The organism is Tullyiplasma multilocale ATCC 49900 (assembly GCF_000483165.1).
Taxonomy (GTDB): domain Bacteria; phylum Bacillota_I; class Bacilli_A; order Mycoplasmatales; family Mycoplasmataceae; genus Tullyiplasma; species Tullyiplasma multilocale.
Genome location: NZ_KI519557.1, coordinates 65,327 through 89,392, shown reverse-complemented (window position 1 = coordinate 89,392; position 24,066 = coordinate 65,327). Strand labels below are relative to the sequence as shown.

General features: G+C 31.2%; 19 protein-coding genes. 7 read left to right on the top strand and 12 right to left on the bottom strand.

The features are described 5' to 3' along the window. Positions 1–44: 44 nt before the first annotated feature. From oppA to oppB, 5 genes are read right to left on the bottom strand one after another with little or no spacing between them, the layout of a single operon-like run. Positions 45–2,849 (bottom strand): oligopeptide ABC transporter substrate-binding protein OppA, encoded by a 2,805-nt coding sequence (gene oppA, locus G319_RS09805; protein WP_026389665.1) that lies wholly within the window; start codon positions 2,847–2,849, stop codon positions 45–47. Between the two features lie 16 nt (positions 2,850–2,865). Next, a complete protein-coding gene (locus G319_RS0103325) occupies positions 2,866–4,731 on the bottom strand; it encodes an ATP-binding cassette domain-containing protein (RefSeq protein WP_026389664.1) in 1,866 nt (621 codons plus the stop codon). Position 4,732: 1 nt separating this feature from the next. Beyond that, positions 4,733–6,292, bottom strand: a complete 1,560-nt coding sequence (locus tag G319_RS09800; RefSeq protein WP_026389663.1) for an ABC transporter ATP-binding protein — start codon at positions 6,290–6,292, stop codon at positions 4,733–4,735. Positions 6,293–6,306: 14 nt separating this feature from the next. Further along, positions 6,307–7,308: an oligopeptide ABC transporter permease OppC gene (gene oppC, locus G319_RS09795; protein WP_051350879.1), complete on the bottom strand. Its 1,002-nt coding sequence runs from the start codon at positions 7,306–7,308 to the stop codon at positions 6,307–6,309. A gap of 18 nt (positions 7,309–7,326) precedes the next feature. Further along, positions 7,327–8,670 (bottom strand): oligopeptide ABC transporter permease OppB, encoded by a 1,344-nt coding sequence (gene oppB / locus G319_RS09790; RefSeq protein WP_026389661.1) that lies wholly within the window; start codon positions 8,668–8,670, stop codon positions 7,327–7,329. A 401-nt stretch (positions 8,671–9,071) separates the two neighbouring features. Between oppB and G319_RS09785 the strand changes: the two genes are divergently transcribed. Then, on the top strand, positions 9,072–9,572 hold the full coding sequence (locus tag G319_RS09785) for a hypothetical protein (RefSeq protein WP_026389660.1): 501 nt from the start codon (positions 9,072–9,074) through the stop codon (positions 9,570–9,572). A gap of 46 nt (positions 9,573–9,618) precedes the next feature. On the opposite strand, the gene G319_RS09780 is transcribed toward G319_RS09785, so the two are convergent. After that, on the bottom strand, positions 9,619–11,166 hold the full coding sequence (locus tag G319_RS09780; RefSeq protein WP_051350878.1) for a BspA family leucine-rich repeat surface protein: 1,548 nt from the start codon (positions 11,164–11,166) through the stop codon (positions 9,619–9,621). Positions 11,167–11,362: 196 nt separating this feature from the next. On the opposite strand from G319_RS09780, the gene G319_RS09775 reads away from it, so the two are divergent. The 3 genes from G319_RS09775 to G319_RS09765 all read left to right on the top strand — a co-directional run bounded on the left by G319_RS09775 (position 11,363) and on the right by G319_RS09765 (position 15,681). Continuing rightward, positions 11,363–12,985 carry an SGNH/GDSL hydrolase family protein gene (locus tag G319_RS09775; RefSeq protein ID WP_026389659.1) on the top strand — a complete coding sequence of 541 codons (1,623 nt, stop codon included), beginning with the start codon at positions 11,363–11,365 and terminating at the stop codon, positions 12,983–12,985. Positions 12,986–13,145: 160 nt separating this feature from the next. Next, on the top strand, positions 13,146–14,630 hold the full coding sequence (locus G319_RS09770; protein ID WP_026389658.1) for an SGNH/GDSL hydrolase family protein: 1,485 nt from the start codon (positions 13,146–13,148) through the stop codon (positions 14,628–14,630). Between the two features lie 274 nt (positions 14,631–14,904). Continuing rightward, positions 14,905–15,681, top strand: coding sequence for a BspA family leucine-rich repeat surface protein (locus tag G319_RS09765; protein WP_051350877.1), 777 nt, complete (start codon positions 14,905–14,907; stop codon positions 15,679–15,681). Between the two features lie 28 nt (positions 15,682–15,709). Here G319_RS09765 and rbsK read toward each other — a convergent pair whose 3' ends face one another. The 4 genes from rbsK to G319_RS0103265 all read right to left on the bottom strand — a co-directional run bounded on the left by rbsK (position 15,710) and on the right by G319_RS0103265 (position 20,084). Beyond that, entirely contained in the window at positions 15,710–16,630 is a 921-nt protein-coding gene (rbsK, locus tag G319_RS0103280) for a ribokinase (RefSeq protein ID WP_026389657.1), read from the bottom strand. A gap of 55 nt (positions 16,631–16,685) precedes the next feature. Then, complete coding sequence (locus tag G319_RS0103275; RefSeq protein WP_026389656.1) at positions 16,686–18,497, bottom strand: ribonuclease J; 1,812 nt, start codon at positions 18,495–18,497, stop codon at positions 16,686–16,688. Between the two features lie 169 nt (positions 18,498–18,666). After that, positions 18,667–19,395 carry an SDR family oxidoreductase gene (locus G319_RS0103270; protein ID WP_026389655.1) on the bottom strand — a complete coding sequence of 243 codons (729 nt, stop codon included), beginning with the start codon at positions 19,393–19,395 and terminating at the stop codon, positions 18,667–18,669. A gap of 56 nt (positions 19,396–19,451) precedes the next feature. Beyond that, positions 19,452–20,084 carry a coiled-coil domain-containing protein gene (locus tag G319_RS0103265; protein WP_026389654.1) on the bottom strand — a complete coding sequence of 211 codons (633 nt, stop codon included), beginning with the start codon at positions 20,082–20,084 and terminating at the stop codon, positions 19,452–19,454. Positions 20,085–20,425: 341 nt separating this feature from the next. On the opposite strand from G319_RS0103265, the gene trpS reads away from it, so the two are divergent. Further along, positions 20,426–21,436 (top strand): tryptophan--tRNA ligase, encoded by a 1,011-nt coding sequence (gene trpS / locus G319_RS0103260; RefSeq protein ID WP_026389653.1) that lies wholly within the window; start codon positions 20,426–20,428, stop codon positions 21,434–21,436. An 11-nt stretch (positions 21,437–21,447) separates the two neighbouring features. Beyond that, entirely contained in the window at positions 21,448–21,639 is a 192-nt protein-coding gene (locus G319_RS09760) for a hypothetical protein (protein ID WP_026389652.1), read from the top strand. 35 nt (positions 21,640–21,674) lie between these two features. On the opposite strand, the gene G319_RS09755 is transcribed toward G319_RS09760, so the two are convergent. Continuing rightward, positions 21,675–22,232: a hypothetical protein gene (locus tag G319_RS09755; RefSeq protein WP_026389651.1), complete on the bottom strand. Its 558-nt coding sequence runs from the start codon at positions 22,230–22,232 to the stop codon at positions 21,675–21,677. 415 nt (positions 22,233–22,647) lie between these two features. Here G319_RS09755 and G319_RS09750 point away from each other — a divergent pair, with 415 nt between their 5' ends. Continuing rightward, positions 22,648–23,820 (top strand): formate/nitrite transporter family protein, encoded by a 1,173-nt coding sequence (locus G319_RS09750; protein ID WP_026389650.1) that lies wholly within the window; start codon positions 22,648–22,650, stop codon positions 23,818–23,820. A 41-nt stretch (positions 23,821–23,861) separates the two neighbouring features. On the opposite strand, the gene G319_RS09745 is transcribed toward G319_RS09750, so the two are convergent. Further along, complete coding sequence (locus tag G319_RS09745) at positions 23,862–24,065, bottom strand: hypothetical protein (protein WP_026389649.1); 204 nt, start codon at positions 24,063–24,065, stop codon at positions 23,862–23,864. Position 24,066: the final 1 nt, after the last annotated feature.

The window sequence follows — 24,066 nt, the reverse complement described above, 5'->3', positions numbered from 1 at the left end:
TGTGGTAAATAAAAAAAAGGCATAAGCCTTTTTTATAATGTTTATTATTGAACAACTTCACCAGAGTTTTCTGAGTAATCTCAGATATGTTGTGAGTATTCATTATAGTAAACTTTTTGAACTTCAGTTAAATCTGCAACTAAATCATTGTTTCTAACAGCAGCTGATGCCGCTTGTCTGTCAGAATATTCTTTAGCAGTCATTAATTGTTGAGTCATTTTAGCACCAAATAATCTGTATTGACTTCCTCCAGATGGGAAAGCTGCACGAGTAAATGGATCAGTATAACTTAACATTAATGCCTCTTTAGGTGATTTTACAAATAAAGGGGTAATGAAGTAGTTTAAATATAAAGCTGATACTTCAGAACCTGCAAAACCAGGATAACGTGTTGATGGGTTACCATCTTTATCTGTGTTTTTAATGTCATTTACAAATGTTTCAAATCTAGATTTGAATTCATCATAGAAAGGTTTAAGCGAATCAGAAATTTTCTCATTATAGTTTAACTTGAAAACTTCTTTTTCAATAGGTTCTTGTTTCTTAGAAGGATCTGAGAAGATTTTTGTTAAGTTTTGGTAAACTTCATATGAACCTTCTCAACCAATAGTTTCTAAGAAGTTGTATGGGTCAGTGTAGTCAGGTGTTCAACCATTACTTGTAATATCAAATGTACCTGATGACATTTTAGTTCTATAATCAGATGCATCAACTGCTATTAATTTATCAATTTTAATAACATCTGAATGATCTCTATTAAATAAATCGATCATATTGTTAATGTTGATGTTAAGTGTAGAGTTATTAGCCCCATTCAGAATGTAATCTAAAGTAATAGAGTTTTTACCAATTACATTTTGTAAATCGTTTTTCACTTTTTGCTTTAAAGCTTCCATTTTAACTTTTTCAGCTTGAACTCTTGCTTCACCTTTTACAAGGTTTCCATCGTTATCATATGAAGCTAGAACACCTTCACTAAATTTTAAAAGTAATTCTTGATCTTGTTGTTCTAATTTAGCCTTTGTATCTGCAGCTAAACCAGTTCCATACTCAGTCTTGAATAAATTATATGCCATAAAGTCATTTTTCTTGAATGGGTCAAAACCATCATCCAAGTTGCTGTATTTTAAAGCATTTTCAATAACGTTTTCACCAGTTTTGTCCGCCAATAATGTTTCAGCCGCTTTCTCAACGACATTTTCTCTATAAACTTCATCAATGTAAGCACCATAATCTTTGTTATTGTTTTTAGCATCATAAACAAAGTCTTTAGGAGTATATCTATTTCTTACAAGTTGAGCAACGATTTTACCATCAACATCACGTTCATTACTTTCCCCATCCATCGCTTGTGAATAGTATGAAACTAACTCACTTCTTTCAAGGAAGTAAGATAAATAACCACGAACTGATTTTTGTGATAAAGCTTTTGATGATTCTGTCAAATTTTCCTTACCATCAAATCTTCCATAGTTAAATAATTGGAAGAATGTTCCTGCACTTTGAGCTGGTTTTGCAACTGCATGAGTACCTTCAAAAACAGGATTAAACATATCTTCTCCAACGTATCTTTTTCATCCAGAATAATCTGTAGATTGGATAGTTACTTCACTAATATCTCCCGCTTCAAATAATAATCTAGGTTTAGAAACATCTGCTCCACCTAAGAAGTTGTATGTTTGAGTTTTGATATATGCCTTTTCTTTATTGAAGTAGTATGGGTTTTGAACCAACTTAATAATTTGACTTGGATTGTAATCTTCGACAATATATGCACCTGAATATCATAATTTAGTGGGACCTTCTCCGTATGCATTACCAGCACTTAAAGGACGAGAATAATCGACTGATTTAGGTGGCATTGGTGCAAACGAAAGGAATGCAGCAATAGATTCAAAATATGGGGCTGGTTTCTGGATTCTGAAAGTTAAATTATATTCAGCAGAAGAACCATCTTTTAAAGTTTTAGTAAGAGTCTTTTTAGTAACATCTTTATCATTAATTCTGATAATTCCACCTTTAAGACCACTTTCTTTGATCAATTCTTTATAACCATTAGAAGTTTTATCTTGTGTAAATACTTTTGCAGCTAATTTTTCAACATACGCTTTAGAAGTCATTTGTTTGAAAACACTTGAATCATTTGTAAATGATCTTGTGTGTTCAAGACTTGCTCCTGAACCTTGAGTTCATTCGTCTTCTCTTCCACCTTCGTTATCTAATCAAAGCCCGTATTGTAAGTTGAAATCTAAAATAGCGGCATCAATCATTACAGATGATTTGAATAATTGCTTCTCACGATTTGATTCGCTTCCTTCATTTTGAGAAAAGTACTCAGGGAAATCTTTAACCAATTTGTTAATGTAATCAGTAAGCTGGGCACCTTCAGCAACCATTGTAGATCATGAAGAAGCAGTAGCTGATAAATTGTTTGGGTTGAAAATAAAGCGGAAGACATCTAAGAAACCTTGTCCACCAATTTTACCCATTTGCTCAGGTTTACCGTTGTCCATGCTTGTTCATGTAGCTTCGTCTCTAACGTTGAAATATCATTCAATACTATTTTCATCGCTACCTCATCAATCAGCTAGAGAACCTTCAAAAACGTCCACTGCATTGGGAGTTAAAAGAGTATCTTGTAATTGGGTTTGGATGATGGCATCTTCTGCCTGTTGAGTAGAAGCGTGAGATCAAGTTGTCATAGGGAATGCGAATGTTCCTCTAAAATTTTCTGTATTCACTTTTCTAGCTAATAACTTTGTGTTAGTCAAAGGACCACAAGCAACTACTGCTGTAGCTGTTGAAGCAACCATTCCTAAAGCCATTAAACTTGTTAATAATTTTTTCATACTCTTTCCTCCTTGTTTATTTATTTGATTTTACAAATTTTGCGTATTCTTTTTTATATCCTTTTACTTCTCTGTCATTTCCGTAAACGAAGTGACCATTTTTGATCTCTGTTCATTGTGGGAAGTCAGTGATGTAATCAGCATGTTCTTTTTCTGGTTCATATTTGTAATGAACTTTATTTCTCTCTTGTTCTGGGTCTGGTAAAGGCACAGCACTTAAAAGAGATTTTGTATAAGGGTGTAATGGATTGTAGAATAATTCATTTGCTTCTGCAAGTTCTACAATGTCACCACGATAAATAACAGCAATTCTATTTGCTACGAATCTAACAACTGAAAGATCGTGAGCAATGAAAATATATGTTAATTCAAATTCTTTTTGGAATTTAGCTAGTAAGTTCATAACTTGAGCTCTAATTGAAACATCAAGTGCTGAAATTGGTTCATCAGCTACAATGAAACTTGGTTTCATAACTAATGCTCTAGCGATACCAATACGTTGACGTTGACCACCCGAGAATTCATGTGGATAACGTGATAAGTGTTCAGGTAACATTCCAACTGTTGTTAATAATTCTAAAATTAAGAATTTTTTAACATCTTTGTAGTTAACTTTGTCTAAAGTGATTTTCTTATCATCTTCTTTATCTTCGTTATATCATTCAACATAAGATTTAGCAGCTTCTTCATTTTTGTATAATTCTGGGAAGTTTTCTAAACCTTCTGCAATAATTTCTTCAACTGCCATACGATCATTTAGTGATGATGCGGGGTCTTGGAAAATCATTTGCATTTTCTTTTTAAGATCTCTTTTTTCAGATTTAGTTGGTAACTTAAAGTTATCAGCTTCTGCAATAGAATCTTGAATGTTGGGTAATTTCATCAATTCCAACACTTCTTTTAGTTCTTCAGCTAATAATGTATTGTTTTTAGCTTCATTTTTAGCAATTTTACTTTGAATTAATTTTTGTGCAGCTCTTTTTTCTCCACCTTTTGCAGATAATGAGAAATTGATTCTGTGTTTTTTTCTTGCCATATCAATTAATGTAGAAATTGATTTGTGGTATTGAACAATTAATTCTAATTGTTTTCCTAAATCATTAAAGAATTTTGTTGTTGATGTATATTTACCAGCGATAACATCTTTTCTAATTTCAATCATTTTTTCCAAAGTGTAGTAAATTTTATTTTCTAATTCTTTAACACCTAAAATGATATCGTGTGATTCTTTTTGGTATTTAAAGATAGCTGTTTCTAATTCTTTTGGAACATCAGCATAATCAGAAATTTGATCTACGAATTGTAAAGTTTTTTGTTGTAGTCTAATGATTTTTAATAAACGTTTTAAGTTATCTTCAACAGATTCTTGAACGAATTTTAAGTTAGCATCTTTTTTAACTCCAACAATTTTAGTATCTTTTAAATTTGTTCCCTCAGGAATAATTCTATTTTTACCATCTGGATAATCTCTCACTTCTTTAGTTTTGAAATCATAAAATTTTGATTCGATGTATTTGTAGTAAACACGTTTGAATTCATTTACATAAGCATCAAGTCTATTAGTTGTTGTATTTTGGTTCATTTTCATGATTTTAATGTTACGAGCAATTTTAGTATTTAATTCATGTAAGTTTGGTGGTGTTCCATAAGCTACTGTGTTATTAAAGTAGATTGTTCCATCACTAACTTCTTGAATTCCCATTACAGCACGTCCAACAGTAGTTTTACCAGAACCTGATTCTCCTACTAATCCAAAAGTTTCACCTTTATATACATCAAAGTTAACACCTTTAACAGCTTTAACTTTTTTACGGCCAGATCCGAATTCAATAACTAAGTCACGAACTTGAACGATTGCTTCATCTTGTTTTTTCTTAGTCATACTATTCACCAACCTTTGCTTCACTTACAGCTTCTGCTAATCTACTTAATTGTTTAGGTTTATTTACTTTTGGTGCACGAGGATCTAATAATCATGTTTTAGCTCCATGTGTTTCACTAATTTCAAACATAGGTGGATCTAGTTCATAATCGATTGCTAATGCAAACTCATTTCTTGGAGCAAATGCATCACCATTAATTTCATTGAATAATGATGGTGGTGTTCCAGAAATTGAATATAGTTCTTCACCTTTGTTACCTAATTGTGGTAAAGCAGATAATAAAGCTCAAGTATATGGGTGTCTTGGATCAAAGAAAATGTCATTTGTAGTTCCATATTCAATAATTTGCCCAGCATATACAACAGCCACTCTATCAGCAATATTTGCAACTACCCCTAAGTCGTGAGTAATGAAAATAACTGTAAATTTGTATTCTTCTTTTAATTCTTTAATTAAGTCTAAGATTTGTGCTTGAATTGTTACATCTAAAGCAGTTGTAGGTTCATCACAAATTAAGATTTTTGGTTTACATGCAAGAGCCACCGCAATAACAATACGTTGTCTCATCCCTCCAGAGTATTTACCAGGAATATCTTTGAAACGTTTTTCAGCATTTGGAATTCCTACTTTTTGCATTAATTCAATAGCTTCTTTTTTAGCTTCATGGTAAGACATTTTTTGGTGTGCTCTTAATACTTCAGTAATTTGGTAACCAACTGATAATAGTGGGTTTAATGAAGTCATAGGGTCTTGGAAAATTGTAGCAATTGTTCCTCCACGTAATTTTTTAAGTTTTTTAGTAGCATCAATTTTTGACTTAAGGTGAGAAGTTGTTGCAAATGATCAAGTTTCTAATAATAATTTAACTTCATCTTCAGTAACTTCTTCTTTACGTTTAAGTTTTAATAACGCTTCTTGAACCATAATTTCAATTTCTGTTAAGTATTCTTCACCTTCAAGGTGTTTTAGAATTTCTTTTTGCATAGTTTTTTTAACTTTAGCAAAAGAAGTTGTTTCTTTTAAGATTCTGAATAATGGGTATAACTTAAGTTTTGTTCTTCTTGATAGTCTGTTAAATGATGACATTTCATGGTAAGCATTTTCCATGATATCATGTTGTGTTTCGATTTCTAATTTAGCGTTCTCAACGTCAATATTTTGATCGATTTGTTTTTGTAAGATGCTAATTTTTGCTTTAGCATCTTTAATTCTTGCTTTGTTGTAAGTTTTAATTGATTTACGAGCTTCAGATGTTAAAGCACCTTTGTGGAACTTAATTAAATCCGTGTCTTCTTTGAAGAATGTTTTTGGGTCATTTTTAGATGCCTCATTTGGATAGTACATAATTGAACCATTGGCAATATAACCATTTGATTCCAACATGTTAGTAAGAGTCTTTGTTAAAACTGATTTACCTGATCCTGATTCTCCAACGATTGCGACAGTTTCTCCATCGTAGATATCAAAAGAAACGTTACGGATTGATGTAAGCATTTTTGAACGTACTCTGAATTTTACTACTATATCTTTTAAAGATAATATTTTATTTCTGTTTTCCATAACGTATCTCCTTATTATCTATGGTTTTTAGGGTCTAATGAATCAGCAAATACTTTAGCAACAACGAAGAAAATAATTGAAATCACTGTTGTTAAAATAATTGGAATGATGATTAGGTGCGGGAAGTTTTGTCATAAAGTTCCAGCCATAATCTCATTCAGAATAGCTCCTAATGATGTTGATTTTCTTCCTTCAACGAATCCGAATCCTAAGAATGTTAATGATGCATCAACAGAAATAGCATTTGGAATTGCGAATGTTCCAGCTTGAATAATTACTGGTAAGATTTTTGGCATAATGTTTTTGTTAATAATTCTTGTTGAACTACTTCCTAATGAAACAGAAGCAGTATTGTAATCAGTGTTTTTAACTAACATGATTTGAACCCTTACAGTTGAAGCAATTGCAATTCAAGCTTGAAGCGAAACCCCTAAAACAACTGGTCAATAACCTTTATCTCAAACGAATATTACGAATAACAATAAGATTAATGATGGTACTAAAGTTAAAATGTTTGTTAATTGAACGAAGAAGATATCTGTTTTTTTGAAATATCCTCAAATTGAACCCAAGAAGATTCCGATCGCCAATTGAATAACGGTTAATATAAAAGCAAACATTAATGTTGTTCTCATACCAGCTCAAACTTTAACTCAAAGATCTTCTCCTTGAACACCAAGTCCAAATAAATATTTTCAAGTTGGTGCATGTGGCATACCTGAACCAACAATCGGATTACTTGGATCCAAAATGTTCGGTTTTTCTAATGGTGTTGCTTCTAATCCTCAAGGTACTACGATAGCTAAAATAATAAATGTTATTAAAATAGCCATTGCAATAATGAAGATTGGACTTTTAATTAATAATTTACCTACTGATTTTCAGTAACTATATGGTTTTGATGCTAAATGTTCACTTTCACTTGATTGAGCACCTACTAAGGCAAACTTAGATGAGTCTATTTCATCGTAAGAAACTTTAGTGTCTTTTAAAAATTTTTCTTTATTAAGTTCCATAATTAATAAACTCCTTTTCTATTTTTTACCTAAGCTTACACGTGGATCCATTCAAACCATCATTAAGTCTGAGACTAATGTAGCAAAAATACGAACGAATGCAGCAAATGAAATATATCCTAAGATAACGAATGAATCTTTCTCTCCTGAAATCGCTTTAACGATAAATGGTGACATCCCTGGGATTCCTCATTGTTGTTCAGTTAAGATTGAAGCTCCGAATAATGTAACTGCTAAGTCTAATGGGAATTGACGTAAAATTCTAATTCCGGCATTTCTAAAAATGTGAATGTAGTAAACTTTAGCTTCACCCATACCTTTTGCAAATGCAAATTTAGTATAGTCTGATGTCATTTCATCAATTACGTAACGTCTTGTTAAAATAACTGTTGATGGTGTCATCATAATAACTAATGCCACTACCGGTCAGAATTTTGTTCAGAATGATCCAGATGAGAAAATAGCTGAATGTCCAAATCCTGAGATTGATAATAAGTAAATACCAATAATAATAACTACTCCAGGTATAGCCACTAATAAGATGTTTACACCGTTGATGATTGAATCAGATGTTTTACCTTTTCTTTTCGCTGCTTGAATTCCAAGTGGAACTCCGATTAAGTAAGAAATAATTACTGACACTGAACCAAATGCGAATGAATATGGAATTGCTTTATTGAATAACCCCATAATTTCTGTTGATCCCGGTTGACCGATTGCTTTTGAAGAAACTACTCCCAAGTGAACTAAAACTGTTTTAGTTTGAATTGATGAGTTAATAATTGAATCAATGTTTCCTGGATTCATTTTAATTAAGTCTTCTAATACGAAAGTAACGTTTTGTCCAGTAATTGCTGAAACATCCATTCCATCAATTGAGAAGATTTGACTAGTAATAATAGTCTTTGGAATAAATGGTGTTAAGTTACGTAAATATGTTGCAAGTCTATCTCCAACACTTCCATAAACCCCAAATAACCTCATCCTTTTCTCAAGGAAAGCCATGTATTTCTCTGAACCCTTAGAACCAAGTCCTAATTTATTTCAATATTCTGGCATGTATTGCTCAACATCAGTTACTGCATTAACAATTAAGAATAAAACAATGATTGCTACTAGTAAAGTTGCAAATCCATAAAAGATACGTTTGAATGAGTATCCAAATAATGGGTGTTGTCTAAAGAATCTGTGCATGTCAGCTGTAACATCTTCATATTTATATTTAGCTTGTTTTAATCATGATCCTTTACCATACATTAATTCATCGTCTAAGTTAAAGTTAATTGATTCAATATCAATATTATTAGATCCTGTTTTTTTCTTTACTGTAAATTCGTTTGTGTTTTGTTTATCGGTAATCATATTTTATATTTCCTTCCTGGTTATTTTTATATAAAATGCCCTAAATTGTAGAGAGTACAAAAGTATACTCTTTACCCATCTTTATATTAAAAATAGTCTATTTAATTGTTTTTATTTTATTGTTTACTTTATATATTGAGTCTTAACTCACTAGGCCATTCGGCGCATTTCTGCAGGGCAAGCAGGTCAAAAGCTGCAATTTTGAGTATTTAGGTATTGTAAACGCATAACCACTTGTCCCTTCTGTATTAAATTGATTTATTAGTTATAACTATACATTAATATGGACGTAAATGAAATAAAAATTTTTAAAAAATTTCATTTTAAAACTAATTTATTTCTAGTTAATGTTTCTTATGAATTTAAATAGTTTAATATTTATATTATATATGGAGGTGCATATGGGAAAGATTAAAAAAGAATTAGGTGAATTTCGTAGTTCGCAAAAACGAGTTCATGAAGAAGAAGTTTCAGAACGAGTTAGAGATACTTATTATAGTTCTGAACATGCTGAGAAAATGTACTTCTATCGTGAAACTATAAAATTTAGATGATGAAGTTATTTAATCGCTTTAGCAGTTAGTGCAGTTAGTGTTGGTTTATCATTTTTACTAGGTTACTTATTAAGAAATAATCCGAACTTAAACGAATTTGATGAAATGCCTGGTTGGGGAGCTACCAAATGAATGATGTTAATGTTTTGAATGTTAGCTTTATTAGTTTATATGACTATTGCTTGAGTTCGTAATCATCAAGCCACAAAACACTTCAATGATCGTCGTAGACGCTATCAAAAGATGATGACTGAATGAGAAGCTAGAATATTACATGTTAAAAAAATTGTTTTCCTAAGCATGTTCATCTCTATCATTCCTTTAGTTTTAACTTTCACAATACTATAAAAAAACCTGACTTGGTCAGGTTTTTTTAAGGCTTAATAGTTATTTATTAAAATGATTCTTCAAGTATTTTAAAATTTGGCTTTCAATCATCAATTCATTCGGCTAGAGTTTCTTCTGAAAATTTGTAATTATTAACAACGTTAGAAACATCTCATTTGGAAATGTCTTGATTGAATTTTTTAGAACCATAAAACATTGAACTCATATCAGTTACATTTGAAGTGTTCCAATCAGAAATAACTTGATTAAACAGTGAAGTTCTTTCGAACATCCTACTCATATCTTTAACTTTTGAAGTGTTTCAATCCGAAAGATCTTGATCAAATTTTTCTGCAAGAGTAAATGTCATATACATGTTTTCGACATTAGAAGTGTCTCATTTGGAAATGTCCTGATTGAACGCTTCAGAAGATGAAAACATCGCCGATATATCAGTCACGCAACCTGTATCCCATCCACCTATCGGTTGATTGAATTTTATTGAACCAGAAAACATCCCAGATAAATTTGTTGCATTAGAAATATTTCACTTTGAAATGTCTTGGTTGAATATTGTATCCCAATAAAACATTTTACTTAAGTCCACGGCATTAGACATATCTCACTCACCAATTGGTTGGTCGAATTTTTCCGCTAAAACAAACATTCACGAAAAACTTTTTCCTTGCGACACATCCCAACTTCCGATTGGTTGATTAAAGGCTTTAGCGCTTCTAAACATTTCTGCAAAACTCTTTATGTTTGAAGTATCTCACATCGAAATGTCTTGATTAAAAACACCACAATCTTTAAATAGACTTTCTAAGCTTTCGATTATGTAGGTAATTTTAGTCGGTACCTTCGTTACTCTGGGTGGCATTTTATGAGCTTTTCCATAACCATCATAACCAATGAAAATTACTTCAGTTACTTCTTTTGGAATCTCAAAGCCTCTTGCCTCTTCTCCATTTAAAATGTATATCGATTCACTCGGATAAATAATTCTGTGATCCAAAATAATATCACCATTATATTTACCCTCATTATATTTAGTACCTTCACCAGTAAATTTATATGAATTTGTTTTATAAAGACCGTCATCACTTTCAACTTCTTCAACTAATTCAATTTTTATGAATGAATCTTCAATACCTTGTTCTGTGATATTAAACATGATCTCTTCTGTAGTCATCTCAAGACCAACTAAAGCACTTTGAAGTTCTTCTTTAATTTCAGAAATGTGGACAGTTGTGTCTTTTATACCGCTTCAATCTTGAGTTAGGGTTATTTCTCCCTCATATACTCCATCATTTTCAAGTGTTCCATTACCTTTAAAAATAAAACCTGTGCTTCCTGATTCAAAAATCCCTGTTTTAGTTTGGATAGTTTTCACAGTGATCATTTTGTCAAAGTCTTCTTGAACTTTACTTTGAAGTTCTTGAACTTCCCAAACAGTTTCTGGTCTCTGATTTAAAATTTCTTGTAACTCATCACTTATTTCAGAAATATGTTTAAGTTGTTTTTGTTCTAACTTAACATCGCTTTTCAGCATCATAAGTACTACAGGGGTAGAAAGTAAAATAAATGCACTAGCTAACATGAATAATTTCTTCATTTCCTATACCTCACGCTAATTATTATATTAATGTATATACAATGAATATTTTATAATTACATACGCAACGACTTTCCGATATGGAAATTATTCTACTTTTCCTTTTCCAAAGTACTTTATTTGGAAATATTTTCTATTTTTTTATTCTCAAAATGGAATTAATATCTAGATATAACAAAAAAGGAGAATTAATAAAATGAAAAAATTATTAAGCATATTAGCTGCAGTTACATTAACAAGTACAGCAGCCATTACAACAGTTGCTTGCAGTGATAGCAACAAAGATACAGAAAAGCCAACTACACCCGGGGAACAAAAATACCCAGAGCTATCAGTCTATGATAAATTAATTGGAACTAACATCAAAAAGAATACTGGGATTCCTGAAGACGAAGCTAAAGATACTTGAGGATTTACAAACTTCTATACTCTTGGAGATAGTCTTTCAGACATGGGTGGATTTTCAACAGCGATTGGAGCTAAATTAAACGCTTTAAAAAGTACCCTATTAGAAAACGAAACTATTAAAGGATTATTAGAAGGAGCTCTTGGAGATTTAGGCGGTACTATTCTGCCTTTATTAGGAATGATTGATATTACTTCATCATTTGGTGGACCAAACTTAGAAGGTGGTTTTACAGATGGTAAAACGGCAGCTGCTTTCTTAGCTGAAAAAATTGGGTTAACAGAAAGTGAAGATTTCACAACTGCAGTTAACTTCAACACAAAATCAGAAGGTGATTTAAATACAGATAAAGTATTTGATCAATGAGGACGTAATTACGCGATTGGAGCTACAACTGCATCAAATACCGAAGGAATTATGGGAATGGTATTAAACAGCTTCCAAATTCATGATCAAGCAAGATCACTTATTAAACAACACAACGTTAAATCAACTGATTTAGTTATCTTTGAAACTGGTGGAAATGATTTGATGAACATGTTGGATAAAGACCATGATCAACAACAATTCTTACTAAATGAAGCCATGAGCAATATTAGATATGCCCTACTAACATTATTAAATAACGGAATGGGAAATGTTGTTGTTCTTAACGCACCTAACATTTCAAAAATACCACGTATGATAACTGATGGTAGAACTTCTGATGAAATTAAAAGAGCTGATGAACTAAGCAAAGAATTTAATGCAAGATTAAAAACAATAACTGATGAATTATCATACCACTTTGATGGAGCCGTTAAATTATATGATTTAGAAAATAAATTCAACACTATGTTAGATGAATTTAAAGCAGAAGGTGGAATTGTTGATGTTCCTGCCACAAAAATGTTAAGTGATATGAAAATAAATATTAAATTAGAAATTAATGATTTAGAACCAATTGAACTAGATTTATTAAATGAAATAATTCCGGCTTTCACATTGATTTCAGAAGCTGATGCTAAAATTAAAGAAGTCAAACCAGAACTAAGTGCTTTGGAAATTATTATGGCAGCCGTTAGTCAAGATATGTCTTGAACTGAAGGGTTAACAGATGAACAAGTTGAAGCAATCGGTGAAATTCTTAACTCTGTTATGGAGGATGAAATATTCGGATCTCTTTTAGGTAAATTGATGCCCGTATTAGGAGCTCTTGGTGAAGGTATTGAAAACTTCAAAGCAGCAATAGACTTAAATATGGCTAATGCATTTGGATCAAATGAAACAGGATTTGCCGGTGGTGCTCAATCACAAGATGAAATAGATAAATATTTCTTCTTCGATGAAGTTCACCCTACTAAATGAGGACATGAAAAAGTTGCAGATGATTTATTTGAATTAGTTAAAACATTTGAAGATTATAAAGGATAAAAAATATGACAAATCTCGGCGATGAGATTTGTTTTTTTGTTGTTATAAAACAATAAATTACCATAAAAGTTTTTAACTACCACATATAGTTTTGAGTTTTTATAATACACACCAATGTTGATGTAAAATTTTTACCAAGTTATTAATACAAGGAGAAACTATGAATAAATTGTCAGAACAAGATTTGTTAATTGGTACTAGAATTGTAAAAAATAAAAATATCCCACTTGAAGAAGCTAATGAAAAGTGAAATTTCACCAACTTCTTTACAATCGGTGATAGCTTTTCAGATATGGGAGGTAAGGTTTTGGCGACAGTTGCAAAGTACGAAAACATCAACAGTCTTCTATTTCAAAATTTCGTAATTAGAAATTTATTGCGAAAGGAATTAAAGTGTGACTTATCAAATTTTGCAGAATTACTACACCAAGCAAAAATTATATTTGAATTTGGATACCCCTCTTTATACAATGCATATACAAATGATAAGACAGCTGCCGGATTCCTTGCAGAAAAAATTGGATTGAATGTAAAAGAAGAATTCATACCAGGAATTAACTTTAACAAGAAAAATATTGGTAATCATAACGAGAATAAAGATTTTGATGTTTGAGGAAGAAATTATGCAATTGGTGGTGCTGCAAGTTGTACGATTGATGGAATCGACGGGCTGTTATTAAACAGTTTTCAAATCCAACAACAAGCAATTGCCTTAGTTAAACAACACCATTTAAAACCAACAGATCTTGTTCTTTTTGAAATTGGTGGAAATGATTTAATGAATATGTTGGACAGGACTCTCGAGCAACAAAACTTTTTATTAACCGAATCTATCAACAATATAAAATACAGTTTATTAGTTTTACTGAATAACGGAATACGAAACATTGTGGTTTTGACCATCCCTGATATTTCAACCATCCCTTTTGTACACACAAGCGGTAAAAATGGATTCCAAATTGAACAAGCTAGTTTATTAACAAAGGAATTCAACACAAGACTAGAGAATGTTTGTACGGATCTTTCTTCTGAATTTGATAGTGCAGTTCATTGTTATGATTTCTCACAAAAGTTTGCAGATTTACTAATTGAGTTCGAGAAAAAGGGTGGAATTACAAACATACCAGCAACCAAGATGTTGAGTAAGACTGAATTTGAAATAGAATTTATTTTAGACAATGAAAAAATTATTAAAATGGATGTCTTAAAAGATTTCATTCCTATTTTAAATAAATTAAATTCTCTAATCGAGGAACACTTACCCCAAGTTGATAAAAATTCTGTCTTTTTAAACTTAAGTGCATTAACCATTTGAAATGAATTAAACTTCTATGAAATATCTAATGCTGATCAAAAAATATCTAAAACACCAGTTATAGAACTTTTCTTTGATAGTTCAGAGTATAAAAGAGTAGAATCAAAACTACCGAAACAAAGAAGTTCCATCAAAGACATTAAATTCAAAATCATAATTTCAAATGAACTAAGCTCTAAAGAACCGGGTTTTGTAGGTGGAGCTGATAGCTATGAATATATTGACAAGTATTTCCATTTTGACGAAGTACATCCAGCAAAATGACTACACATTAAAATTGCCGAAGATATTTATGAATTGGTTAAAACACTCGATAGTTATAAAGGTTAGCAATAGAAAGAGGAGGAATATAATATGAAAAAATTACGAGCAAGCATAATTATACTATTATCATTAGCACTTTTAGCTACACCAATTATTATAATGACAACGACTTCATTAAAGGGAGTAACCCCCCCCCGCTGAGCCGGGACAAGTAACAGTTGATTTATCATCTAAATTTTATGAAATCGAAAAGGCTGTAGTCTATGATGTAGAAGAACCGCATAATCACGATAATCTATTAGAGAACATTAAGGATATTCTTGATGACAGCAACATTGAGTTGAGAATTTCAAATGAGAAATATCAAGATGGAAACTACGCTGAAGGACACTTTACTACTGACTATACCTTTGTAGGTAAAGCTAATCTGGAAAATCAAGGTAAGTATCATGGAGAGGTAGGAATAACGCATCACTGATTTGATTCTTATGATTCATATTGAGTAGATCCTAGTGGTCAAGAGATGCGAGGAGAAAGAATGCCATTCATGGAGGTCGAAGGAAGCGATAAGTATGTTAAAACAGTCACTAAAATCGGATATAGTGAATACGGAATTGCTCACAACATTCCTAGGTATGCTACAGATTTGCCTAAACAAATTTCTAGAAATATAACAAGTCTAGACAATATGTTTAGAATGTGTATTTTTAATGGTGATATTACAGATTGAGATACATCAAACATAACTGATATGCAATGAGTTTTTAGTTTAGCTATGTTCTTTAATCAAGATATTTCTAGATGAGATACATCTAAGGTCACTAATATGGAGTATATGTTTTACAATGCTACATCATTTAAATATGATTTGTCAAGTTGGGATGTTTCAAAGGTAACTAATATGAGATCCATGTTTCTAGGTGCAATCAACTTCGACTTTCCGATTGGAGTTTGAGATGTTTCTAAAGTGACCGACATGGCCATGATGTTTTGAGGAGCTTTTGGATTTACCAACGATTTGTCTATGTGAGAAGTAGATAATGTTTCAGAATATACCGATTTCGATAAGGACACGAGTCTGGAATGGACCTCTGAGTTAAAACCAACTTTTGAATAAAAAAATAATTTGGCTGTAATATGCCAAATTATTTTTTATTTTCTTTAAATTCAATAACCTCATCATATGAAGGAATTGAAGGTTGTGCCCCAGATCTTGTAACTGATAAAGCTGATGCAAATGTTGCCATTTCTATTGCTGAATCAATAGTTCCCCCTTTTGCCAACATCATAGTTATAGTACCGATAAATGTATCTCCAGCCGCAGTAGGATCGACAGCTTCAACAACTTGTGCTTCAATTTGTCTCAATCCCTCTTGATCAACAATAATAGAACCTCTTGAACCAACAGTTACGATTACTGTATTATTAGCTTTTTTTTGTAATTCAATTGCTCTTTGCTTTATTATTTCAATATCATCAGATATCTCATAACCCAATATTATTGAGAGTTCTGTTTCATTTGGAACTATATAATCACAAAGTTTAATTTGTTCTTCATTTAGTTTGATAGCTGGACCAGGATTTAGTATTGTTATTTTACCGGCTGCCTTAGCCTTTTTAAGGAGTGCAAAAGTAAACTCAATTGGATTTTCAAGTTGTGTTAAGACGATATCACTTTCTTCAATTACATCTAGGTAATTTTCTAATTCATTGATGTCAAAGTCGTGATTTGCTCCAGAATTGACAATAATCATGTTATCAGCTTTATCATCAACTAGAATAATTGCAGTTCCGGTTGTTTTTTCACTTGTTGTAATAAAAGTTGTGTCCACTCCTACTTCATTTAAATTATGAATGGCATTCTTTCCGTTCTCGTCATAACCAACTTTACCAATGAATTTATGTGGTAATCCCATTTTAGCAATAGCATAAGACTGATTAGCACCCTTACCACCATTTGAAGTTGCAAACCCATTGCTGATGATTGTTTCTCCGACAGTTGGTAAATCATTCACATGATAAATTAAATCTATATTGATTGATCCGAATACTAAAACTTTTTTCATAAATACCTCTTTCTAATATTATAAGTGAAAAATAAAAAAGGCTTTCGCCTTTTTGTTATTTTTGACCATTTGGTTTTTTAGGACCGCGGTTATTTGAGTTACCATTTGTATTGTTTCTGTTATTTGTGTTTCTGTTTCTATTTTGGTAGTTTGTTACATTTCTTGTGTTTCTTACATTTGGAACAAATTCTTTTTTACCATCAATTTCATTGATGATTGCTAAAACAATTGGTTGTTTTCCTGATTCTTGTTTAATTGATGATCTAACTTTTGAAATAATTTCGCGTTTAATATCATTTAAATCATATTGAGCAGGATTTTCTTTGAATAAAGATTGACCTTTAACAATAATTTCAGCAATTTGTTTTTGTAAGATTTTAAAGATTGGGTTATCTTCATTGATGTAAAGAACACCACGCATTTGAGTATCAATTAAAGAAACTAATTCTTTATTTCTAATATCAACAGTTGCTCCAACAATAATTACACCATCTGTTGCTAATTGTTTACGTTCATTCAGAACTACTGAACCAACATCTCCAACACCAACCCCATCAACATAAATATCACCAGTATCAATTCTCTCTTCAGAAATAGCTAAATGATTTTTAGATAATACTAAGATTTGTCCGTTATCAATAATTCCAACATTTTCAGGTTTAACCCCACCTTCGATAGCGGCTTTTTCAGCCTTTAAGAATTCTTTGTATAAAGCTTTAACAGGGATGAAGTATTTGGGATTCATGATTGAAACCATCATTTTAATATCTTCATATGAAGCATGCATAGATCAAATGTTTTTATCTGATAAAGCAATTAATCTTGCATCGGTTCTAGCTAATTCATCTAAAATTTGAGCATGACGTTTTTCAACTCCAGCTGCTGGTGGTGTTGCCAAGATGATTAAATCTTTTGGTCCAAATTCAACAACTTTATCATTTCCATTAGCAATTTTCGCTAATTTTGAGTAAAGAACATCTCCAGTTCCTGAAATGATTAATACACCATTTTCTGATGTCATGTATTCTTCAACAGAAATCATGTCATCTTTTGTTAATGTTAGGTTTTCATGAATCAAGTTTGATTCGATGATAGCTGACATAGTTCTTCCATAAACAGCAATTTTACGTCCGTTTTCTTTTGCTGCCAAGATAACTTCTCCTATTTTAAAGATATCTTCTTCAAAAATACCTACAGCAATTTTTGTTTTCTTCTCTTTGAATGGTGAAGAAATATAGTTTTCGATTTTATGGTTTGGTACTGTGAAGTCCATTCTTGAAGCAAATTCAGTATCAGCAATTAAGGCTAAAACTCCCTTTTTACTAATTTCTTGTAAATGTGCAAAATCAGTTGAGAAGTATGATTGTTCTTTTCCATCAATAATGTAATCTCCGGCATAAACAATTACACCGTTTTCAGTGTGGATTGCATATCCAAATGATTGAGGTGATGATGAAGTTGTTCTAAATACTTCAACTTGAACATTTCCAAAATCGATAATTTCTTTATCTTTGATAATTTTGAAGTTTTGTTCTTTGTTTTTAACACGTAATCTTTGTGCTTTGATTTTTAATACCAAAGTAGTGATTTCATTACAGTAAACTGGTACATCAATTTCTTTTAGGATGTATGAAATAGCCCCTGAGTTGTATGAAGCAGGATTCGTAATGAAAATCCCCTTAATTCTTTTTTTGTTGTTTTTTAAGAAATCTAATTTAGGAATAACAACATCTACTCCTAAAATACCTTTATCAGGGAATTTGATCCCTGCATCAAAGATAAATAATTCTTTATCAACTTCTAATGCGAAAATATTTTTCCCACGTTCATCTTGACCACCAATGGCCATAAATCTAATATTTGACATAAGTCCTCCTTATTGTATTTTTAATCTTTCAAATGAATGTATATTATTTCAATTTTAAAAGTTCACTAATCGCGGTAAACGTTAGATTAGTTATTAAGTATTTGTTTTAATAATTTTACACTATTTGGAATAAAAAAATAAGGTTACCCTTATTTAAATATTTATTACATTAAATAGCTTGTTTTGTATGTGATAGTACAACCTCTTTAATACTTATATGTTGAGGCATTTCATATATATTTAAAACAACTTCAGCGACTTCGGCCGGAGTTAATCCTCCACCAAGTGCATCACGATTAGATAGGTATTTTTCTAAGATAGCTTTATCGCTTGTTCCATCTGCTAAAGGTGTATTTACAAAAGCTGGTTCAAGAAGTGTGAATCTAATATTGTCTTTCGCATGTTCTCTTCTAACTTGAGTAGTCAATGCATTAACAGCGAATTTGGCAGCATTATACACTGAGTGTTCTGCTGAAACCCATCTCCCAGCCACTGAGCTTGTGTTAATAATTGTTCCCGTTTGTCGTTCAACCATCCCTGGTAAAACCGCTGTCATACCATTCATCACACCTTTAATATTGACATCAAGTGTCATTTCTTTTTCTGATTCTGGTTGAGTTATGAAATCACCAAGAGGCATTGTTCCTGCATTATTGAAGATCATATCCACAGGTCCAAATACAGCTTCCGCTTTAGCAATAGCATCTTGAACTTGTTTCAAATCTGTAACATCAACTTTAGCAACTATTTTGAATTCCGCTGGTATTTTCTCTAGTTCTTTATCTCTTCTGGCCATAACTAAAATAGGATACCCTTTAGAAGCAAATAGTTCAGCTGTTGCTTTTCCAATTCCTGATGATGCTCCAGTAATAGCAATTAGTGGTTTTTTATTTTTCATATTTAATACCTCTTCTCAATATGATTATACCCTCTGATAAAAACCTATCTAAATTATTATGCAAACTTTGTTCTATTTGCTTGGAATCATTCCACCACTTCGGTAAATACAGGTTTAGCATCAGGGCCGACATCTAACTCAGCTATACCAAACACCGCTTTATTAAGGTTTATTATAGCTTTTTCTATATTGTCTAATCTTTGATTAATGATCTTGAATTCTTCTCTTACTTCTATTTTGAATTCTTCTATATCAGCCTCTATTTTATCCATTCTTGCATTCATATTTGTCGATAATGTTTGAATATCGTTTTTAAATTCTTCTCTGATGTCTTTTATCTCTTCTCTGATGTCTTTTATTTCTACTCTGATATCTTTTATTTCTTCTCTGATATCTTTTATTTCTTCTCTGATGTCTTTTATTTCTTCTCTGATATCGCTTATTTGTTCTCCAAGTTTTTTAATCATTCCTGCCAATTCTTCAAATTGTTTTGTGTTCATATCCTCTTTCTCCTTTGTTAAACAATCTTTAATGATTACATTTGTGATTTTAGTGAGTTTTTTAGATTCAATTTTCATCTCCGACTCGGTCATTTTTGTTCAGATATTAACTAAATAATCTGATATTTCATACGAATAATTGCCATTTTCTTCTTTCGGTAATTTGATATATCTTTGATTTTTTCCCATATATTTAATCGCACATACGTGCACCTCCAATATGTATTAGGGGAAAAATAAATTTATTGACCTACAATTTCATATTAACACTACTTTTTACTAATTTTTAAATGTATTTTTTACCACTTTTCATAAATAAATATTAAAAAACAGCCACGTGGGTGTTAGTTTGATTATTTAATATTAATCGATTCTTTTCATTATTTCACCTCATTGCTATTCTAATATAGAGATAACTATAAAAACCTCTTATAATCATAAGTTTTTTATTAATTAGTCATTAAGGTATATTTCCCTTTCCTTTAATTTAATTTCCTATAAAATTAAGATATAGAAAGGGAGATAAAAGAATGACAAGACAAAAAATGTTATCAGCAATTACTTCAAGTGGAACAATGACTTTAGGTAATTACTTAGGTGCTGTAAAACGTATGGTAGATTTCCAAGAAAACTATGATATGCATGTTTTTATTGCTAACTTACACGCAATTACAATGCCTCAAGAAAAAGAAAAATTAAGAAAAAACATCAAAGAAATTTCAGCTCTATACTTCGCATGTGGTATGGATCCTGAAAAATCAGTAATTTGATTGCAATCAGATGTAATGGAGCACGCTCAACTTGGCTGAATTTTAAATACCCAATCTACAATGGGTGAGTTATCAAGAATGACACAATTCAAAGATAAATCTTTAAAAGCTGAAGAATCAGGAAAAGGATATATTCCAGCAGGATTATTCACTTACCCTACTCTGATGGCTGCAGACATCTTATTATATGACGCTGCATTTGTACCAGTTGGAGTTGATCAAAAGCAACACGTTGAATTAACACGTGATCTTGCAACAAGAATGAATAACAGATTCGGAGAAATGTTTACAGTTCCCGAATGCTTAATAACAGAAAACAATATTAAAATTATGGACCTTCAAGATCCAACTAAAAAAATGAGTAAATCATCTGATAATCCTAAAGCCATTATCATGATGTTAGATACACCAGAACAAATCACTGCAAAAATTAAAGCTGCAGTTACTGATTCAGAAAATCTAATCAAATATGATTATGAAAACAAACCAGGTGTAACTAACTTGATGAACATCTACATGATTTTAAAAGGAATTACAAAAGAACAAGCCGAAGCTCACTGAGAAGGTAAAAATTACAAAGACCTTAAAGATGATGTGACTGAAGCAATTTTAGAAATGATTACACCTATCCAAGATCGTTACAAAGAACTTTACAATAGTAAAGAACTTGAACAATACCTAGAAGATGGTGCTAACAAAGCAAGAATCATTGCTCGCAAAAAATTAAATAAAGTTCAAAACTTGATGGGTTTAAATTATAACCGCAAATAAGGAGTCATATTATGGCAAATAACGATAGAGTATGAGTACCAGCATTTAGTAAATACCTAGATGAACTAACAAATGAAGAGTGAATGGAAATGTCTAACTCAACATGTGATAGTCCATTAGCTAGTTGTTCAACAAATCTAGAAGAAATTTTAGAAGGTCAAAAACAACGCCGCGAAGCTGCTGAAAAAGAATCAACAAAATAAAATAAAAACATGATCGCGAGATCATGTTTTTATTTTTACTTTTTAATTTCTAGTAACGATAAGTTTCTTTTATCCTTATATTTGAAAGCTTTAATCTTATGACGTCCTTTTTTATCAAGGTATTCAACATAAATATGTTTCTCATCATTCAAAATATTAAGAATATTATCAATTTTAATTTCTGCTCCATTATAACCAAGAACTTCTTCAGTTATATAAAAACCTAATAATACACCTCTTGTAGTATATAGATAAACTAGTAGTGCTAAGACAAAAACCCCAGTTAAAAATAAAGTGATTGTGTAAGTAAATATATCTCCAGGTTTGTTAGGTAGCATTTCTGCTTTACAGATAAATAAAATCGTCATAGCAAATAAGATTATCGAAACTACATACATTAAAATATAAGCTAAATTTCATTTATTATTTATGACCTTGGTTGAACAATTTTGTTTGTGCAACATCTTAATATAATAATAGACAAAACCACATAAACCTTGAAGTGCAAAAACAAGTAATATGATTGCTATTCACAACATTGGATTTATTTGACCATTTGTATACAACATTCCATTAACTATATTATGTACCATGGTTTACCCCTCTTTATTTTGTTTTATAAATACTTTTAAATTATACAATACATAAAAAATAGTGGCTCAAATGACCATATTTTTATGAAATTTATAACAGTTTGACACAGTTCTATTTAATATAGTTTTTATGTTTGCTTTTGATGGGTTTTTTTGTTGATTTAATTTTTATTAAGACTATAATTATTCATAGATTTTGTTCTCTTTTCAAAAGCAAAATCGACGCTTCAAATGAAGCTACACTATTGTTTTATTTAATATAAATAAACAAAACAATTCTGTCAATGCAGAATATAAAAATGTCATATTGGTAATTAATTTATATGAAATCTTGGTGATGTGTAACTTAGTATTTTTTCGAAAATGCTCAGCTACATTCAAAAAGATTGTTATCAATATAGAAAAGAAAGGTCTTATGGAATTTACTAAATTTAAGAGAAGTAAGAAATTAACTCGTAATTTAACTGATGAAGAAATTCAAACAGAAATTTCAGAGTTAGAGCAAACTGACTTCTTACCTCTTTACAACAAAGATATCCCCTATGCTAACTATGGATATATCCATACTTTCAGGGTTATCTCAGACGGTTTACGTCAAAGTTGAATCAAACAACTAATGGGTGGATTACTAGCAGGTATCTGAATTGGAGTATGTTATACTGCTGTTGCTTATACTACTGCTTACATCAATAACCCTTCTGTTGTTAAATTATTAACAGGGCTAGTTTTCGCCGGAGACATCTTAATGATTTCTTTCCTTGGTGGAGGATTTGCCACAGCTCACATGTGATACAACAGAACAATGTTTAAGAGAGTTGAAAAATGATCAATCTTCTTAAAAGCTTGATTCTGAGTATACATTGGGAACATTGTTGGTATTGGATTATTTGTTTCATTACTTTATGTTTCAAATGGATTTGGAGATGGACAAGTTCTTCTTAAAACTTACGATAACTTCGGGTTACACAAAATATTTGAAGTTGGTCATCAACTTGGAGCAGGACAAGATTACACTAGTTCACACATAGGTAAAACTATGGGATGAGTATTTGGAAGTTCAATTTTATGTAACTTCTTAATCTGTTTAGCAACTCAAGGTGCTAAATCAACTAAAGGTAATACAGTAGCTTCAATGATCATGTACCTATTCATCTTATTATTCTTCGCTATCGGAGGTTACCAACACTCTGTTGCTAACTGATTCGGAGCTTGATTATTAATTGTTATGGCCCTTGATAATGGAGCTGCCACTGAAGCAATAAATGCAGCTCAAATGGTTCTTAATAAGGATACAGGTGAAATGGAATTAATAAAAGGTGCTATTATGTTCAGTAAAGATGCATCATGATTATTCATCTTATTAAACATCTTACCTGCAATTGCTGGAAACTTCCTTGGAGCTTTAATCATCGGAACATTCATGGGACTATATAATAAAGATTACGATACTTTATTATTAAAAGAAGCTCGTTTGAAATTCTTACATGAAATTGTCGAAGATAGAGCACACCCACATCTTAAAAAACACAGACTACACATTAAAAGAACAAATAAAACTGTTTCTGAAACTGTTAAATCTGAAAAATAGATAAACAAAAAACATCTCTTACGAGATGTTTTTTTTAATTCCTATAAGATTTGTTCTTTAACAACTCTTGAGTTTCCTAAGCTTTCCATAGCTTCTTGGAAGTGTTCTTTACAGTAGTAAACTGATGTTTTTCTAAAAGTAGGTTCATCAGTAACTCATCTGTTTTCTGTGATAGTTACATCTAATACGTCCTCTGCAATTGCAGCACTTGCTTGTAAATTGCAATCTTCTTTAATACAAATCATT